This is a genomic window from Pseudomonas sp. PH1b (assembly GCF_000633395.1).
GTDB lineage: Bacteria > Pseudomonadota > Gammaproteobacteria > Pseudomonadales > Pseudomonadaceae > Aquipseudomonas.
Genome location: NZ_AYMU01000001.1, coordinates 140,502 through 157,065, shown reverse-complemented (window position 1 = coordinate 157,065; position 16,564 = coordinate 140,502). Strand labels below are relative to the sequence as shown.

Sequence of the window (16,564 nt, the reverse complement as noted above, 5' to 3'; positions counted from 1 at the left end):
CACTCCTGTGAAATGAAGTGGCCATGGTATTGAGTGGCAGATCAGAGATAATCAGCGATTTCGTGGACACATATTCAACCCAGGAGAAACAATATGGACGTGCTGATGGCCATGCGCACCTTTCGCCGGGTAGCGGAACGCGCCAGCTTCAGTCAGGCCGCCGCCGACCTCGGGCAATCCACGGCGGCGGTGAGCAAACAGGTACGCCAGCTGGAAGAACGCCTGGGCAGCCTGTTGATCCTGCGTACCACCCGGCGCATGAGCCTGTCGGAAGCCGGGCAGCGCTACTTCAGCGAATGCTGCCACCTGCTGGACGAACTGGACGCCCTGGAGCGTGCCACCCAGGCCGGCCTGCACGAACCCGGCGGGCGCCTGCGGGTGAATGCGCCGCTGTCTTTCGGGCTCAAAGTGCTGTCGCCGATCCTGGTGGCCTTCATGCAGCGCTACCCGCAGTTGCAGGTGGACCTGACCCTCAACGACCAGGTGCTGGACGTGGTGGGCGAAGGCTTCGACGTGTCACTGCGGATTCGCCGGCAACTGCAGGATTCGTCGCTGATCGCCCGCCAGCTGGGCCAGGTGGAACAGGTCATCTGCGCCGCGCCGGCCTACCTGCAGGCCGCGGGCACGCCGACCAGCATCGCCGACCTGCATCAGCATCGCTGCCTGGCCTACCGGCTGGCGGAACACCCGGGGCGCTGGCAGTTGCAAGGCCCGGAAGGCCAGACCCGGCTGGAGTTGCCGGTGCATTTCTCCGCGGACAACAGCCTGCTGCTGGCCGACATGCTGGTGGCCGGCCTGGGCATCGGCGCCCTGCCCGGCTTCCTCGCCCAGCCGTTGCTGGACAGCGGCCAACTGCTGCGGGTGCTGCCGGACCAGCACCTGCCCGGGCGCCAGATCTATGCGCTGTACCCCAGCCAGCGCCACCTGTCACAGAAGGTCCGAGTGTTCGTGGACTTCCTGGTGGAGGCGCTGCAGGCGCCCTGAGCCTCAGCCGGTCGTGGGCACTTCCAGGCCGACCTTGACCCGGTTCATCGCCACCAGGGTCTTGAAGCGCTTGACGTTGGGGTTGTCGAAGAACAGCTCGCGGGTCAGCTGGGTGTACTGGGCCATGCTGCGCACGCAGAAGATCAGCACGAAATCGCACTCGCCGGCCACGTAGTAGCACTGCTGGACCTGGGGGCAGGCCTGGAAACAGCGCTTGAGGGCATCGATCTGGTCGATGCGCTCACTCTCCACTTCCACCTCGACGATGATGCTCAGCTCGTGGCCCAGGGCATCCGGCGCGACGATGGCGCTGTAGCGCTCGATCACCCCCTCGTCGCAGAGGCGCTTGAGCCGCCGGTTGACCGCCGCGGTAGACAGGTTGACCCGCAACCCCAGCTCGCTTTGCGCGGTGCTGGCGTCACGTTGCAGCTCGGCGAGCAACTTCAGGTCATAGGCGTCGAGACTGGCGTTCATGGGCAGGAAAACTCCGGGGAGGGGCGGCACGCGCTGCAACGTTTTTGCGCAAAGCCGGCGAGTATGCGAAACAAACCGCTGGCCTGCGCAAATTTATTTCAGCCATGACCCACTGTGCAAACGCCGCGCTGCTGATTACTGCAACCTTCCATGGCTAGATTTGTCACAATCGCGACCCGGCCGCCATTACGCCATGGGGGCATCAGGTGGCCGGCAGCGAGTTCGATCGCCAAGGATTTTTATGACTGCCAGCAATACCCACTTCCAGGCCGCCCCCGGCCGCCTCGAACAGATGTCCACGCGCATCGCCTTTTTCATCGCCGGTTTCGGCATCGCCGCCTGGGCCCCGCTGGTGCCCTACGCCAAGGCCCGGGCCGGGCTCGACGAGGGCACCCTGGGCCTGTTGCTGCTGTGCCTGGGGGTGGGCTCGATCCTCGCGATGCCGATTGCCGGGGCCCTGGCCGGGCGCTTCGGCTGCCGTCGGGTGATGGCCGGCGGCACTCTGCTGATCTGCCTGGCCCTGCCCTTGCTGGCCACCCTGACCTCGATTCCGCTGCTGATGGTGGCGCTGTTCATGTTCGGCGCCGGCCTGGGCGGCGTGGATTCCACGGTCAACCTACAGGCGGTGATCGTCGAGCGGGCCAGCGGCAAGACCATGATGTCGGGCTTTCACGGGCTGTTCAGCCTGGGCGGGATCGTCGGTGCCGCGGGGGTCAGCGCCTTGCTCGGCCTGGGCCTGTCGCCCCTGGGCGCGACCCTGGTGGTGATCGTGCTGATGCTGCTGGCACTGCTCAAAGCCGCGCCGCACATGCTGCCCTACGGCAGCCAGAGCTCGGGCCCGGCCTTTGCTGTGCCCCATGGCGTGGTGCTGTTCATCGGCTGCCTGTGTTTCGTGGTGTTCCTCGCCGAAGGCGCGGTGCTGGACTGGAGCGCGGTATTTCTCACCGACGAGCGCAGCCTGGATGCGGCCTACGCCGGCCTGGGTTACGCCGCCTTCGCCCTGACCATGACCCTGGGCCGCCTGACCGGCGACGCCATCGTCCATCGCCTGGGCGCGCGCCGGGTGATCATCATCGGCGGCGCCACGGCCGCCACCGGCCTGTTGCTGGCGACTTTGGCCCCGGCCTGGGAAGCAGCGCTGGTGGGCTATGCCCTGGTGGGCGCGGGTTGCTCGAACATCGTGCCGGTGCTCTACACCGCCGTGGGCAAACAGAAGGTCATGCCGGAAAGCATCGCCGTGCCGGCCATCACCACCCTGGGTTATGCCGGCATCCTGGCCGGGCCGGCGGTGATCGGCTTCATTGCCCATGGCAGCAGCCTGAGCGCGGCCTTCGGCCTGATTGCCGTCCTGCTGCTGGCGGTGGCCGCCAGTGGCAAGGTGCTCAAGGTCTGAGCCACTGAAGCAGCCATGGGCCGAACTCTGCGTTGCTTCAGAGATTCGCCGGCAAGCCGGCTCCTACAGGCGCCATCGTCATGTAGGAGCTGGCTTGCCAGCGAAGGGGCCAGCCGCTGTGGACCATCATCCCAAACCGGCGCCGCTCTCGGGATTCGCCGGCAAGCCGGCTCCTACAGGCGCCATCGTCATGTAGGAGCTGGCTTGCCAGCGAAGGGGCCGGCCGCTGTGGCCCTTCATCCCGAACCGGCGCCGCTCCCGAGATTCGCCGGCAAGCCGGCTCCTACAGGCGCCACTGTCATGTAGGAGCTGGCTTGCCAGCGAAGGGGCCGGCCGCGGTGGACCATCATCCCGAACCCGCGTTGCTCTCGGGATTCGCCGGCAAGCCGGCTCCTACAGGCGCCACTGTCACGTAGGAGCTGGCTTGCCAGCGCAGGGGCCAGCCGCTGTGGACCATCATCCCGAACCCGCGCCGCTCTCGGGATTCGCCGGCAAGCCGGCTCCTACAGGCGCCACTGTCATGTAGGAGCTGGCTTGCCAGCGAAGGGGCTCAGAAGCCGACGCTGGCCTGGACGAAGAAGGTCCGGGGTGCGCCGACGTAGATCCCCGAGTTGTTGTCGCTGGAGCGGGTGAAGTACGGGCGGTCGAAGACGTTCTTCACCCCGGCACCCAGCTTCAGGTTCGACAGCTGCGGCCCGAAGTCATAACCACCACGGATGTTCCACAGCACATAGCCCGGCATGTCGCCGTACTGGCCGTCGGCGCTGCCCTCAGTGATGTAGTTGCCGTTGAAGCTGCCGTTGCTGTTCACCCCGGTGCCCGGCGAGTGCTGCCTGGACTGGGCGAAGGCGTCGAGGTTGTAGGTCCAGCGGTCGATGTCGTAACGCAAGCCGACCGTAGCCACCTGGCGCGAGTAGAACGGCAGGTCGCGGCCCTTGAAGCCGGGGATCTCGCCTTCGTAGCTGGCCCGGGTGTAGGTGAAGCCGGCGTTGGCGGTCAGGCCGTCGAGGCGTGGGTCCAGGGCCGCCAGGTCATAGTGCACCGAGGCCTCCAGGCCCTGGTGCTTGGTGGCCCCGAGGTTGGTCCAGCCCACGTCGTTGCTGATGTATTGCAGCTCGTCGTCGAAGTCGATGTAGAACAGCGTCACTTCACCGCCCCACACATCGTCGTTGTAGCGGGTGCCGAGCTCGTAGGTCTTGGCCTTTTCCGGGCTCAGGCCGTTGGCCGTCTGGTCGCCCTTGCCGCCCTGGCCCAGCTGGAAGTACTGCAGGCTGCCAAAGGAGGTCTCGTAGTTGGCGAACAGCTTCCAGGCGTCGGACAGGTGGTACATCACGCTCAGGGCCGGCAGCGCTTCGTTGCTGTCGATGCTGCGGCGCTTCTCCTGGACTCGCACACCATTGGTGCCCGCCACCGGCCGGTCGTGCCAGTTGGTGCTGATGTCCTCGAAGCGGATGCCCGGGGTGATGGTCCAGTTGCCGACATCGATCTTGTCATCGATGTAATAGGCGTTGGCCTCGGTGCCACCGGTACGGTCCTGGTAGACGTGGCCGTCGGAGTCGGCAGTCAGCACGGGCTGGTTGTTCACCAGGGCCACGCGGCTGGCCTGTTCATGCATGCCTTCCTTGAGGTAGCGATAACCCACGCTGACTTCCTGAGTGGTGGGCCCCAGGTCGAACACCCGGGACACCCGCGGCTCGATGCCGAAGGTGTAGTAGGTACGCGGGTAGGACACCAGGGTCTTCTGGTCGCGGGCGGCGATGTTGCTGCCGCGGAAGCTGTCGGAGTAGTAGGTCAGGACTTCGAATTGGGTGCGGTCGTCAACCTGGCGCAGGTACTTGAAGGACACATCCTTGCGCCGGCCGCTGAAGTTGTCCCAGTCGCGGTCGGAGTCGTAGGGCTTGGCGTCGTACTGCTTCTGGGTCAGGCCGCCGGGCATGTCGGCGGTGGCGTCGTAGTAATGCAGGTTGAACCAGAACTCGTCCTGCTCGGTGGGCGCCCAGTGGGTCTTGAGGATCACGTCGTCGATGTCGTTGCCGTTGTTGCGCTCGCGGTAGCCGTTGCCGTTGACCCCGGAATACAGCAGCGCCACCCCCAAGCCGTTGTCTGCGGTGCCGCCGAGAAACGCCGTGTCGATATGCTTCCAGCCGCCGCGCTGAGAGGTTTCCAGGGTGGTGCCGATTTCCCCGGTGGCCTGTTGCGGAATCGCCCGGGTCACGAAGTTGATCACCCCGCCGACGTTCTGCGGCCCGTAGCGCACGGAACCGGCACCGCGCACCACGTCGATGCTGTCCAGGTTGCCGGAGGAAATCGGCGCCATGGACAGCTGCGGCTGGCCATAGGGGGCGAACGCCGCCGGCACGCCGTCGATCAGCACCGTGGAGCGCGGCGACAGGCGCGAGGTCAGGCCGCGCACGCCGACGTTCAGGGAAATATCGCTGCCACCGGTGCCGTTGGCATCCTGGACCTGTACCCCAGGCACTCGCCGCAGCACGTCGCCGACGTTCATCGCGCCCTGCTCCACCATGGCCTCGCGGCGGATCACCGTGCGCGCCCCGGGGTGGTTCTGGACCTTTTGCGCATCGGCGTCACCGAGCCAGTCGCCCACCACGCTGATGCTGCTGGTGCCCAGTTCCAGGGCGCCGCTGCTGGCCGCCGGGGCCGGGCTCAGGGTCACCGAGCCGCCGTCGATCCGGTATTGCAGGCCGCTGCCCTGGAGCAACTGGCCCAGGGCCTGTTCCGGGGACAGGTTGCCGTCCACCGCCGGGGCCTGCTTGCCGGCCACCAGCTCGGGGCTGAAGAACACCTGCAGCGAAGTCTGCAGGCCCAACTGGCTCAGGGCCTGGCCCAGCGGCTGGGCCTGGATGTGAATGGCGCCGGCGGCTTGCCCGGCCTGGGCCTGGGGCAAGGCCGCACTGACCGCCAGGGCCAGGGCCAGGGGCAGCCAGCGGCGCGCGGGCAACGGGGATACGGTGGGAGAAACGGCTATTTTTTTCACGTCGGCGGCAGTCCTGTCGATCACACAAAGGTGCGTCTGTTAATGCAAACCAGTTGCAGTTGAACATGAAGACGATGAACTGAAAAAAAACCTGAATCTAACGGGAAAAAATTTCCTGGCTACCGTCGGCATGGGTCCGCACCTCCACCGGCAAGATGCTCGGCAGGGCCTTGAGCAGGGCCTGGGTGTCGTCGGACTTGAACACGCTGGTCAGGCGCAGTTCACCCACTGCAGCGCTGGCCAACCGCAGGGGCTGTTCGCGGTAGCGTGAGACTTCAGCCACCACGTCGGCCAGGCGGGCGTCGTTGAACACCTGCTTGCCGCTGCGCCAGGCCGTGAGTGCCTCGGGGTCCACCGCGTAGGCCGCAGCCACCTTGCCGTGCTCATCCACATGGGTGCCCTGGCCCGGGGTCAGGGTGATGAAATCATCTGCCGCGGCGTCCCGCCCCTGGACCTTGACCCGGCCCTGCTCCACCGCCACTCGGGTCTGCTGGGCATCGCGGCGCACATCGAAACGGGTGCCGGTGACCGTGACCTTGCCCACGCCCGCCGCCACCACGAAGGGCCGATCGGTGTCGTGCTCGACGCTGAACAGGGCTTCACCCTCAACCAGTTCGATCAGCCGCTGGTTCCTGGCATAACGCACCTGCAGGTGGCTGCGGCTGTTCAGGTCGATCTGCGAGCCATCGGGCAAGGCCACATGGCGGCGCTCACCCAGGGCGGTGGCGAACTCTGCGCTGTAGGAAACCGGCTGGTTGAGGCCACTGAACAGACCCAATCCCACCGCCAGCGCCGCGACCCCGGCGGCCAGGGCCACACGCAGCAGCGGACGGCGCCGGGCCTTGGCCGGGGCGTCACACAAGGCTTGCAAGCGTGCCCTGGGCACCAGGTCGGTGGCCGCCCACAGGGCTTCGAGCAGCTGGAATTCATACCGGTGCTGCGGATCCTCGGCCAGCCACTGCTGGAACTGCAGTTGCTGTTCCGAGCTCAGCTCGGGCTCCTGCAACCGCGTGAACCAGGCCGCGGCCTCGTCGCGAATCCTCGCCTGCGCGCTGGCGCAATCGCGGCTGTCCATCATGCAAATTCCTGTTTGGCAGAGGGTGAGAAATCGCCACGACCGATCATGGGGCCGACCCGTCCAGACGGTCGCGCAGATGCCGCAGGGTGCGGATCATATACTTTTCCACCATGTTTTTTGACAGCCCCAGGCGCTCGGCAATCTCGGCCTGGGTCAGGCCTTCGATCTTCTGCCAGACGAACACCTTGCGGCAGTTCACCGGCAATTCACCAAGCGCCCGCTCGATGGAGTCGGCCAGCTGGATCGCGTGCATGACATGCTCCGGGTCGCCGCTGGGCGACACGCTGAGGTGATCCCCTTGCTCTTCCAGGGCCCCGCGCCGATCTTCGCGACGGAAGGCATCCACGGCAATGTTGCGCGCAGTCTGATGCAGGTACGCCCGCGGCTGCAGCACCGTGCCGGCATCGGACTTCAGCACCCGGACAAAAGTGTCGTGGGCCAGGTCCTCGGCCTGCTGACGATTGCGCAGGCGCCGGGTCCAGGTGCCGATCAACTCTTCGTAGTGCTCGAAAAAGCCTGGTCTGCGGGGCGGCTTGGCTGTCATCGCGGTGCGCTGGGGAAGTGGGGCGTGAATAGTAATGCTTCGCATTAATGCCGGCAATGGATTCCCCGCTCACCACCCGCCCGGCGGTCGGCCCTAGCGGCTGTACCAGCGGGGCGACTCGACAAACAGGTGAGTCTGCCCCGCCACCAACCAGTCCCCCAGGCACTGTTGCAGGTGGGCCAGGCAATGCACGGCCAGGTAGATTTCGTGGTACGGAATGACCACCAGGCGCAGGCTCAGGCCCATGGGTCCGCCTTGTACAATCGGTTCATCTCGGCGCCCTTGTTTTATTTATACCGAACAATTGACCGATATAATGAACGTCGAAATTTATCTGCGTCAAGAGAATCAAGGATGATTTAATAGATATATGAACGATAAAACGAACGACCCAACCTCCCTGTCACCCATCGGCCTGCTGGCCATGGCCATCAAGCGCGAGCGCCTGAACGCTGGTTTCTCCGTTTCGGAACTGGCCAAGCGGGCTGCGGTGGCCAAGTCCACCCTGTCCCAGCTGGAAGCCGGGCTGGGCAACCCGAGCATCGAGACCTTATGGGCCCTGGCCCAGGCCATGGGCTTGCAGGTCACGCGGTTTTTCCAGCAACCGGCGCATCAACTGAAGGTCATCCGTGCCCACGAAGGCACCACCGCCCATGCCGAGGATGCCCACTACGCGGCGACCCTGCTCGATGACTGCCCGCCGGGGGCGCAGCGCGACCTGTACCGCCTGAAGGCGCAACCCGGCCAGGCGCGCCAGTCCAAGGCCCACCTGCCGGGCACCGTGGAACACCTGGTGATCTGCAGCGGGCGGGCCCTGGCCGGGCCTGCGGACAGCCCGGTGAGCCTGGAGGCCGGCGACTACATCCGCTACAGCGCCGACCTGCCCCACGTGTTCGAAGCCCTGGAGGCCGACACCACGGCGATCCTGGTCATCGAACATCACTAGAGCCCGGGCGTTTATCTGTCGGGCCAAGTCTGGAATCATGGCCCCCCGCCTCAACAGGAGTGAGCATCAATGCCGTATTTCTCCCGCCGTGCGCCCCTCCTCGGCCTGCTGCTGGCCAGCCTCGCCGCCCAGGCCACGCCCAAGCAGGACCAGGACCTTCACATCTACTACAGCATGGTGCCCGGCCAGTTCATGCTGATCGGCAAGGAGCCCGATGGCGGGCCGACCTACTCGGGCAGCGCGGTGATCCGCTACGAAAACCAGGGCCTGACCCTGGTCAAGACCATCGACGGCAAGACCACCACCGCCACCGGCAAAGTGGAGCGGGCCAGCATAGCCGAGGCCGATGTGCTGCGTTTCAGCTGGCCGGGGCACAACGCCACCTGCCTGGTGCGCGGCGACCTGGACAACTACTCACGCTTGAGCTGCTACTGGACCCGGGACGGGGTGGGCCACAAGGAACCGGGGCTGGAAGCCTATTTCCCCACCGAAACCTGGCCCGGCCATCAGGACTGAAACCCGCCCCTCTGTGCTCCCCCCACTTTAGCGAGCCACGCCATGATCCAGATCGTCGAATACAGCAACCTCCACCATCGCCAGACGGTGATCGACCTGTGGCACCGCAGCTTCGGCTACGACACGGCCCACAACACCCCGAGCCTGGCCATCGACCGCAAGCTCGCGGTGGATGACGGCCTGTTCTTCGTCGCCCTGGACCAAGGACAGGTCATAGGCACCCTGATGGCCGGCTATGACGGCCACCTTGGCTGGCTCTACGCCCTGGCGGTGGACCCGCAACAGCGCCGGCTCGGCACCGGCCGGGCCCTGGTGCGCCATGGCGAACAGGCCCTGCAGGGCCGCGGCTGCCTGAAGATCAACCTGCAGATCCTCAGCAGCAACGCCGCCGTGCAAAGCTTCTACCAGGCCCTGGGCTATCAGGCCGAACCACGGATCAGCATGGGCAAGGTGATCACCGCTAACGTCCCCGAACACCTGCGTGGCTAGGGGCCGCCGCGCCGCCCTCACCAGTTGTGCCGGTTGCTGCGCGGTGGCGCCAGCAGTTGCTGGGCCAGGCTGGCGGCCGCCAGCGCCGAGGCACTGTGCAACAGCGGATAACCCCAGAACTTTTCATAGGTATCGGCAAAGGCCTCGACCCCGGCCTGGGCCTCGGGCTCCGGGGCGATGACGATCATGGCCTTGATCCAGCGACGGATCGCCGCCTTGTTGCGTTTCATCCACAACGAACCCTGCTTGAGCAATGCCTTGCTCTGCTGGGAGTTGCGCTGCGCAGGATCGGGCATGGCATCGCTCATCAGGACAAAGGCCTGACCGCGCTGCATCAACGCCTCCAACTGCTGGAACGGCTCGACTCCCGGCTGCCCGGCGCCCTCGGCGGGACGCATCCAGACCAGGGGAAAATGCTGATGATCGAAGTACATGGGAACACCTCAAGAGAGCTGATAAACAAGAATGGTTATCATCTTCTCCTGCTGGCCTGTCCGCATCAGTCGAGATTGACAAGTTATTGATCAATCCGGCCAAACGACCGCAATGCTGGAAATGGCCGTGGCGATCTTCAAGGCGCTGGTGTTCGTCAGGCAAGGCCCTGCGGTCCTTTGCGCAGCCTCGCGGGCTCGGCAGCGGCTACAGGGGTTGGTCGTGTTCCAGGGCCTGACGGCGTTCGGCAAAGAAGCGCCCCGGCGGCTGGCCGACGGCTTTCTTGAACATGCGGATAAAGGCGCTGGCGCTGTCATAGCCCAGGGTCAGCGCGACCCGTTCCACCGAGTCGCCCCGGCCCAATTGCTTGAGCCCCAGAAGAATGTGCAACTGGCGTTGCCAGCGGCCGAAGCTCAGGCCGGTCTCGGCCACAATCAGACGGCTCAGGCTGCGTTCGCTGAGGCCGATCTGCTCGGCCCATTGCCCAAGGCTCAGGCGGCGTTCCGGCTGTTCAAGGATCTGCCCGGCCAGGCGCCGCAACTGTTCATGCCGGGGCATGGGCAGGTGGATCTGCTCCCGGGGAGCGGCCGCCAGCTCGTCCAGGGCCACGGCCATCAACCGCCCCTCGGCCCCCTGCTGGTCATAGAGAACGGGCAACTGCGCGCAGCGTTGCAGCAGTTCCTGCAATAGTGGCGACACTGCCAGGGTGCAGCAGGCCTGTGGCAGTGAGCGGGCATGCTCGGGTTCGACGAACAGGCAATAGCCCATGGCGTTCTCCAACCCCTGGACCCGATGTTCGGTGGCGCTGGGGATCCATACCGCGCATTGCGGCGGTGCCAGCCACAGGCCCTCGGCGCTCTCGCAACTGAGCACGCCGGCCAATGGAAACAGCAACTGGGCCTTGCGGTGGCTGTGCCACGGCCGCTCCCAGCGCTGTTCCTGAGTCGAGATGCGCAAGGCGCACACCGGGCGCGCAATCGCATCCGGATCCTGGGGCTGATCCTGTTCGTTCAAGACGGGCATCCACCTTCCTCCACGGCATCGGGCCATGCCCGCCATCAACCCGACGGCCAGGCAGGCCCTGCAAGGTCGAGGATTGTGCCGGGGCCCCGGGAGTTAGCCAAGAACCGTGGGGCACGCCGGTCTTCATCCCAGCGCCCTAGCGGTAGTAGCCATAGCGATAGCAGCAGCCGTGGTAGTGCCCGGGGTACACCACGCAACCGCCCAGGGAGAGCAGGGTGGCCATGACAATCAGCAGTGCAATACGACGGGACATGGTCAATTCCTCATGGGTTCAGTGATACGACCGGCAAGCGCCGCTGGCGACCATCGCCAGCCGTTGCTGCACGGTTACTGATTCAACGGCGCAGCGCGCAGACATCCGTCGCCGCCCCTGCACAAATATTTCCCGCCGCCTCTGCCAGCGCCCTGCCCGCGCCAGCTGAACCCGGGTTGAACCAGGCGCGGATAAAAATTTCAGTTGCCCGCGACGGATTCCCAGCCCATCTATCGTTGAACCCATCAGCTGCGTTCATCAGCGAACGCAGGCCTGAAGGAGTCATCATGAAGCTTGTCCGTTCCCTGCTGCGTCTGCGCACGTTGCTGCTGGTCCCCCTGGCACTTGGTGCGCTGGCAAGCACGCCCACTTATGCCGAAACCATCATCATCCAGCAGGCGCCACCGCCCATGCGCTATGAGCCGATGCCGCTGGCCCGCCCCGGCTACGCCTGGGACCGCGGCAACTGGCGCTGGCGCGGGCACGGCTACGTCTGGGTGCCCGGCCACTGGCAACCGGTGATGCAGCGCGGGCGCTGGATGCCCGGCCATTGGCAGGCCCACGGGCCGCGCTGGTACTGGGTCGAAGGCCGCTGGGTGCGCTGATGCCCTGATGCCCTGATGCCCTGGACTACCCCGTTAGCGGACCGAGACCTGCCCATTTGAACGAAACCGACCCGGATCTGGAGTTGCTCAAACGCATCGGCAACAACGACGCGCAGGCCGTGAAAGAAATGGTCACGCGCAAGCTGCCGCGCCTGCTGGCCCTGGCCAGCCGGCTGCTGGGGGATGCCGACGAAGCCCGGGACATCGCCCAGGAGAGCTTCCTGCGGATCTGGAAACAGGCCGCCAGCTGGCGCAGCGAACAGGCACGGTTCGACACCTGGTTGCACCGGGTGGCGCTGAACCTGTGCTACGACCGCCTGCGCCTGCGCCGGCGCAAGGAGCATGTGCCGGTCGATAGCGAGCACGCCTGCGAAGCGCTGGACACCCGCCCGGCGCCCGATGAACAACTGGAGGCCAGCGCGCAGAGCCGGCGCATGGCCCAGGCCCTGGACCAACTGCCGGAGCGCCAGCGCGAGGCGATCGTCCTGCAGTACTACCAGGAGTTGTCCAACACCGAGGCTGCGGCGCTGATGCAGATCAGCGTCGAGGCCCTGGAAAGCCTGCTGTCGCGGGCCCGGCGCAACCTGCGCAGCCACCTCGCCGAGGCCCCCGGCGCGGACATCTCAGGAAGGAGAACACCATGACCCCCGAACGCTTCGTGCACCTGGCCGAGGCCTATGGCGCGGACCTGCAACGCTGGCCCGCCGAGGAGCGCGCCAGCGCCCAGGCGCTGCTCAGTACCGGTAACGCCTGGGCCCAGGAGGCACTGCAACAGGCCATCTGGCTCGACCGCCAGCTGGACCGTTATCAGTTGCCCGAGCCGAGCCCGGCGCTGGTCCGGCAGATTCTCGCCACAGCGCCCGGCCGCCCGCCGCTGCCGTCCTTCTGGCGGCGCTACGCCAGTTGGCTGGCGTCCCTGGGCTGGGTCGGCGTGGGCCTGGCCGGGGTCGCCGCCGGCATGCTGGCGGTGACCCTGAGCCTGCCCCTGCCCAGCTCCTTTGCCGAAGCCCTGCCCAGTGTCTTCGACCAGAGCGACGCGGATTTCATCCTGAGCATCAATGCCGAGGAGGCCGAACAGTGAGCCAGTCCACCCGTGCGCTGAAAACCTTCCTGGTGCTGTCGCTGCTGCTCAATGTATTTCTCATCGGTGGCGTGGCCGGCGGCCTCTACCAGTGGCTCGGCCAGCCCAGACCCGTGCAGGCCCTGGCGGTGCCCCAGCATGGCCTGCGCCAGGCCATGGCTTTGATGCCGGAGGAGCATCGCCGGCAGTTGCGCCAGCTGCTGCGCCAGACCCGCAATGACAGCCAGGCGCTGATCAGCGCCGGGCGCGAAGCGCGCCAGGGAGTGGTCCGCGAACTGGCGGCCGATCAACTGGACCGCGGCGCCCTGGACGCCGAGCTGGGCAAATCCCGGGAAGCTGACAGTGCCCTGCGGGCCCGGGTCGACGAGGCCCTGGCGACCTTCGCCGCCAGCTTGTCGCTCAGCGAGCGTCAGCAACTGGTGGAGGCCATGTACCTGCGTGACGGCGGAAAAAACCGCGGGGCCAAGCGCAATTGACGACACCGGCGACGGATTGCCTGGCGAACCGCGTTCAATCAGCAACGGCCCCTCAGCGCAGTGGGCCTTCTGCCAACCTTCGGGAAACCTGACCATGCTCCGCGCCCTCCAAGCCTTCCTTATCGCCACACTGCTCGGCACCACCCTGGCCAGTTGCGTGGTCGCCCCGGCCCATCCGCGCCGGCCACCCCCGCCAATTGTCGAAGTGATACCGGTGGCGCCGGCTCCGGGTTACCACTGGGTGGCCGGGCACTACCGCTGGCGGGCCAACCAATGGGTCTGGATGCCCGGGCACTGGCGGTATTGAGGATCGCCCCATGACCTGCGCTTGCGCCCTGTAGTCGCCGGCCCGGGGGCGTGCGCATCATCGATGCGGCCAGGCGCCCAAGGGCAGGTTGCGCACCGAGCCGATTGCACGACGCCCACCGTACAGTCCGTCGCTCCAGGCCAGGTCGCAGCGGTGCCAGGTTGCGCCAGCAGGTCCCTGCCCCGGGCGCGGCCCTTGCCCTAGCCTTTGGCCGTCTCCAGCAGCCACGCCCTGAAGGCCCCCATGGCCGTCGTTTCGCCACGGGACTGCAAGCGGGTCAGCCAGTAACTGCCGGTGACGATGCCGAGATCGAACGGCTGCACCACCGCGCCGCTGGCCAGTTGCCGCTCGAACATCAGCGGTGGCGCCAGGGCCACGCCCATGCCCTGCAGCGCTGCTTCCAGCATGCCCAGGGAAGAATCGAAGACGATGCTCTGGGGCAACAGGCTGTTGCCGTCCAGTCCCGCCGCCTGGAACCACTGCGGCCATTCATCGGTGCGGTAGGAGCGCAGCAGGGTCTGCCCCAGCAGGTCCGCCGGGCTGTGCAACTGGCGAGCGATCTCCGGCACGCACAACACCGACAGCGGCGCCTGCAGCAGTCGCTCGGCGTCGATGCCATGCCAGGCCCCGCTGCCGAAACGGATGGCGTAGTCCAGGCCCTCGGCGGCCACGTCGACCCGGTTGTTGTTGGTGCTCAGGCGCAGGTCGATATAGGGATGGCGGGCCTGGAAATCCGCCAGGCGCGGCAGCAGCCAGCCCACGGCGAAGGTCCCTACCGCGCCCACGGTGAGCACCTCCCGGTAGTGGCCGCCGTCGAACCGCCCGAGGGTCTGGGCGATGCGGTCAAAGCATTCGCGCAGCACCGGCAACAGGGTCTCACCTTCACTGGTGAGCATCAGCCCGCGAGGCAGGCGCTTGAACAGGGTGACGTTGAGCTGGGCCTCCAGGCTCTTGACCTGATGGCTGACCGCAGCCTGGGTCACGCACAGCTCGATGGCCGCGCGGGTGAAGCTCAAATGACGTGCCGAGGCTTCGAAAGCCCGCAGCGCATTCAACGGCAGATGGGGACGCAGCATGCTCATTCCCTAGTTTTTCTAATGGCTCCTGCGAGATATCGTCGTTTGCCGATCCTCTGCAGACTGCCTACATTGGCCTGGCTCGCGCAGCGCTGGCCACGCTCTCCCCTGTCAGGAAGACCTCGCAAGCACGACGTCACCGGGCCTTCGGGCAGAACCCCGGGGGCGGAAAACCGCACGCAAGCGTGGGGTCAAAATTATCAGAACTCATGGAAAACAGCCGATCATGCAACAAAAAACCTTAGCCGGACTAGGCATCACCAGCGCCTGCGCGCTGCTCCTCGGCACCTCGGTCGCCCTGGCCGATACCCCTCAGGACCAGGCCCTGAAAACCACTGTCGATGCCACCATTCGCCCACTGATGCACCAGCAGGGCATCCCCGGCATGGCCGTGGCGGTCATCGTTGATGGCCAGCGACATTACTTTAACTACGGGGTCGCCTCCAAGGACAATCAGCATCCGGTGGACAACGACACCCTGTTTGAAGTCGGCTCGGTGAGCAAGACCTTTGCCGCGACCCTGGCCGGCTACGCCCAGGCCAGCGGCAAGCTGGCCCTCAAGGACAACGCCAGCCAGTACCTGCCGGCCCTGCGCGGCAGCGCCTTCGACGGCGTCAGCCTGCTGCAGCTGGGCACCTACACCGCCGGCGGCCTGCCGCTGCAGTTCCCCGACGCGGTCCAGACCCAGGAGCAGACCCTGGACTACTACAACACCTGGAAGCCGCGCTTCACCCCAGGCACCCAGCGCCAATATTCCAACCCCAGCCTCGGCCTGTTCGGCTACCTCAGCGCCCGCAGCCTGGGCCAGCCGTACGACCAGTTGCTGGAACAGACGCTGCTTCCCAAGCTCGGCCTCAAGCACAGCTACCTGCAGGTGCCAGCAGACCAGCAGAGCCATTACGCCCAGGGCTATGACAAGCAGAACCAGCCGATCCGGGTCAGCCCCGGGCCTCTGGACGCCGAGGCCTACGGGATCAAGACCAGCGCCGCGGACTTGCTGCAATACCTGGCCGGCAACCTGCAGCCGGGCCAGTTCGACGACACCCTGCACAAGGCCCTGCTGGCGACCCAGAGCGGCTACTACCAGGTGGGTGACATGACCCAGGGCCTGGGCTGGGAACGCTATGCCTACCCGGTCTCCCTGGCCCGGCTGGTGGCCGGCAACTCGACGCAAATGGCCCTCGAGCCGCACCCGGTGCAATGGCTGACCCCGCCCCAGCCGCCCAAGGCCGACGCCTTGTACAACAAGACCGGTTCCACCAGCGGCTTCGGCGCCTACCTGCTGTTCGTGCCCAGCCAGCAGATCGGCATTGTCTTGCTGGCCAACAAGAACTACCCCAACGACGAACGCATCAAGGCCGCCCACAAGATTCTCAGTGCCCTGGAAGCCACGAAGTAAGGACAACCACCAGGGGCAGCGGGCGCAGGCCCCCTGCTCGCGCGTCCAACCTTTCGTGAAAGCCACGTTGCCGGCAGCGCCAACGTGGCTTTTTTCTGCTCGCGGCAAACCCGACGCCTGGACGCAGGGGCCCCTGCACGGCGGTGACCCGGCCAGGCTGGCCATGGACTCCTGGGGTGGCGATAGCCACCCGCTGAGAGCCCATGCCGATCCACTGCCAACTTGTGGCAAGGGAGCTTGCTCCCGCTGGAGCGTAGCCCCCAAGGCCGGCCATCAAGCACAGGCCAGACCTGCACACTCAGGTTGACCGCCGCCAGGCTGCGTGGCGCCAAACCACCGGGCACAAGCTGGCCCCCTCCCCCCCTGTAAGCCCATGGTTGATTAACTGACCGACATCACCCGCAGAGGCTGATTTAAGGGTTTATGCTGAACCTTCTACCGGGCTTTCCGGTCGATACCTGCAACCTGGCCAGGGTGGCCGACGCACAAGCGC

General features: G+C 66.1%; 20 protein-coding genes. 11 read left to right on the top strand and 9 right to left on the bottom strand.

Annotated elements, in window-relative coordinates; genetic code table 11:
- The first annotated feature begins 93 nt into the window (after positions 1 to 93).
- Positions 94 to 984: a LysR family transcriptional regulator gene (locus U873_RS0100590; protein WP_025126385.1), complete on the top strand. Its 891-nt coding sequence runs from the start codon at positions 94 to 96 to the stop codon at positions 982 to 984.
- A gap of 3 nt (positions 985 to 987) precedes the next feature.
- On the opposite strand, the gene U873_RS0100585 is transcribed toward U873_RS0100590, so the two are convergent.
- Entirely contained in the window at positions 988 to 1,458 is a 471-nt protein-coding gene (locus U873_RS0100585) for an Lrp/AsnC family transcriptional regulator (RefSeq protein WP_025126384.1), read from the bottom strand.
- 241 nt (positions 1,459 to 1,699) lie between these two features.
- On the opposite strand from U873_RS0100585, the gene U873_RS0100580 reads away from it, so the two are divergent.
- Complete coding sequence (locus U873_RS0100580) at positions 1,700 to 2,851, top strand: MFS transporter (RefSeq protein ID WP_025126383.1); 1,152 nt, start codon at positions 1,700 to 1,702, stop codon at positions 2,849 to 2,851.
- A 550-nt stretch (positions 2,852 to 3,401) separates the two neighbouring features.
- Here U873_RS0100580 and U873_RS0100575 read toward each other — a convergent pair.
- From U873_RS0100575 to U873_RS36860, 4 genes are all read right to left on the bottom strand, one after another.
- Positions 3,402 to 5,846, bottom strand: a complete 2,445-nt coding sequence (locus U873_RS0100575) for a TonB-dependent receptor (RefSeq protein WP_025126382.1) — start codon at positions 5,844 to 5,846, stop codon at positions 3,402 to 3,404.
- Positions 5,847 to 5,943: 97 nt separating this feature from the next.
- Positions 5,944 to 6,924 (bottom strand): FecR family protein, encoded by a 981-nt coding sequence (locus tag U873_RS0100570; RefSeq protein WP_029978015.1) that lies wholly within the window; start codon positions 6,922 to 6,924, stop codon positions 5,944 to 5,946.
- A gap of 43 nt (positions 6,925 to 6,967) precedes the next feature.
- Entirely contained in the window at positions 6,968 to 7,468 is a 501-nt protein-coding gene (locus tag U873_RS0100560) for an RNA polymerase sigma factor (RefSeq protein ID WP_025126381.1), read from the bottom strand.
- Between the two features lie 93 nt (positions 7,469 to 7,561).
- A complete protein-coding gene (locus U873_RS36860; protein WP_172682011.1) occupies positions 7,562 to 7,714 on the bottom strand; it encodes a hypothetical protein in 153 nt (50 codons plus the stop codon).
- A gap of 124 nt (positions 7,715 to 7,838) precedes the next feature.
- On the opposite strand from U873_RS36860, the gene U873_RS0100550 reads away from it, so the two are divergent.
- The 3 genes from U873_RS0100550 (at position 7,839) to U873_RS0100540 (ending at position 9,419) form a co-directional block, all read left to right on the top strand.
- Positions 7,839 to 8,414, top strand: coding sequence for a helix-turn-helix domain-containing protein (locus U873_RS0100550; protein ID WP_025126380.1), 576 nt, complete (start codon positions 7,839 to 7,841; stop codon positions 8,412 to 8,414).
- 69 nt (positions 8,415 to 8,483) lie between these two features.
- Positions 8,484 to 8,930 carry a hypothetical protein gene (locus U873_RS0100545; protein ID WP_025126379.1) on the top strand — a complete coding sequence of 149 codons (447 nt, stop codon included), beginning with the start codon at positions 8,484 to 8,486 and terminating at the stop codon, positions 8,928 to 8,930.
- Between the two features lie 42 nt (positions 8,931 to 8,972).
- A complete protein-coding gene (locus U873_RS0100540) occupies positions 8,973 to 9,419 on the top strand; it encodes a GNAT family acetyltransferase (protein ID WP_025126378.1) in 447 nt (148 codons plus the stop codon).
- Between the two features lie 17 nt (positions 9,420 to 9,436).
- On the opposite strand, the gene U873_RS0100535 is transcribed toward U873_RS0100540, so the two are convergent.
- The 3 genes from U873_RS0100535 to U873_RS36515 form a co-directional block, all read right to left on the bottom strand.
- Entirely contained in the window at positions 9,437 to 9,853 is a 417-nt protein-coding gene (locus U873_RS0100535) for a hypothetical protein (RefSeq protein WP_025126377.1), read from the bottom strand.
- Between the two features lie 205 nt (positions 9,854 to 10,058).
- Positions 10,059 to 10,874: a helix-turn-helix domain-containing protein gene (locus tag U873_RS0100530; protein ID WP_025126376.1), complete on the bottom strand. Its 816-nt coding sequence runs from the start codon at positions 10,872 to 10,874 to the stop codon at positions 10,059 to 10,061.
- 335 nt (positions 10,875 to 11,209) lie between these two features.
- The gene (locus U873_RS36515) at positions 11,210 to 11,416 is read right to left on the bottom strand and encodes a hypothetical protein (RefSeq protein WP_157838042.1); all 207 of its coding nucleotides are present in this window, start codon (positions 11,414 to 11,416) and stop codon (positions 11,210 to 11,212) included.
- Here U873_RS36515 and U873_RS0100520 point away from each other — a divergent pair.
- The 5 genes from U873_RS0100520 to U873_RS0100500 all read left to right on the top strand — a co-directional run bounded on the left by U873_RS0100520 (position 11,415) and on the right by U873_RS0100500 (position 13,596).
- Entirely contained in the window at positions 11,415 to 11,732 is a 318-nt protein-coding gene (locus tag U873_RS0100520; RefSeq protein WP_025126375.1) for a YXWGXW repeat-containing protein, read from the top strand. The genes U873_RS36515 and U873_RS0100520 overlap by 2 nt on opposite strands.
- Before the next feature lie 56 nt (positions 11,733 to 11,788).
- Complete coding sequence (locus tag U873_RS0100515) at positions 11,789 to 12,376, top strand: RNA polymerase sigma factor (protein ID WP_025126374.1); 588 nt, start codon at positions 11,789 to 11,791, stop codon at positions 12,374 to 12,376.
- Entirely contained in the window at positions 12,373 to 12,813 is a 441-nt protein-coding gene (locus tag U873_RS0100510) for a hypothetical protein (RefSeq protein WP_025126373.1), read from the top strand. Before U873_RS0100515 ends, U873_RS0100510 begins: the two co-directional genes overlap by 4 nt.
- Positions 12,810 to 13,289 (top strand): periplasmic heavy metal sensor, encoded by a 480-nt coding sequence (locus U873_RS0100505; protein ID WP_025126372.1) that lies wholly within the window; start codon positions 12,810 to 12,812, stop codon positions 13,287 to 13,289. The genes U873_RS0100510 and U873_RS0100505 overlap by 4 nt, the downstream gene beginning before the upstream one ends.
- 94 nt (positions 13,290 to 13,383) lie before the next feature.
- Positions 13,384 to 13,596, top strand: a complete 213-nt coding sequence (locus U873_RS0100500) for a YXWGXW repeat-containing protein (protein WP_025126371.1) — start codon at positions 13,384 to 13,386, stop codon at positions 13,594 to 13,596.
- Positions 13,597 to 13,796: 200 nt separating this feature from the next.
- Here the strand turns inward: U873_RS0100500 and U873_RS0100495 are convergent, their stop codons facing one another.
- The gene (locus U873_RS0100495) at positions 13,797 to 14,672 is read right to left on the bottom strand and encodes a LysR substrate-binding domain-containing protein (RefSeq protein WP_025126370.1); all 876 of its coding nucleotides are present in this window, start codon (positions 14,670 to 14,672) and stop codon (positions 13,797 to 13,799) included.
- Between the two features lie 226 nt (positions 14,673 to 14,898).
- On the opposite strand from U873_RS0100495, the gene ampC reads away from it, so the two are divergent.
- Positions 14,899 to 16,071: a class C beta-lactamase gene (ampC, locus tag U873_RS0100490; RefSeq protein ID WP_025126369.1), complete on the top strand. Its 1,173-nt coding sequence runs from the start codon at positions 14,899 to 14,901 to the stop codon at positions 16,069 to 16,071.
- The last annotated feature ends 493 nt before the right edge of the window (positions 16,072 to 16,564 follow it).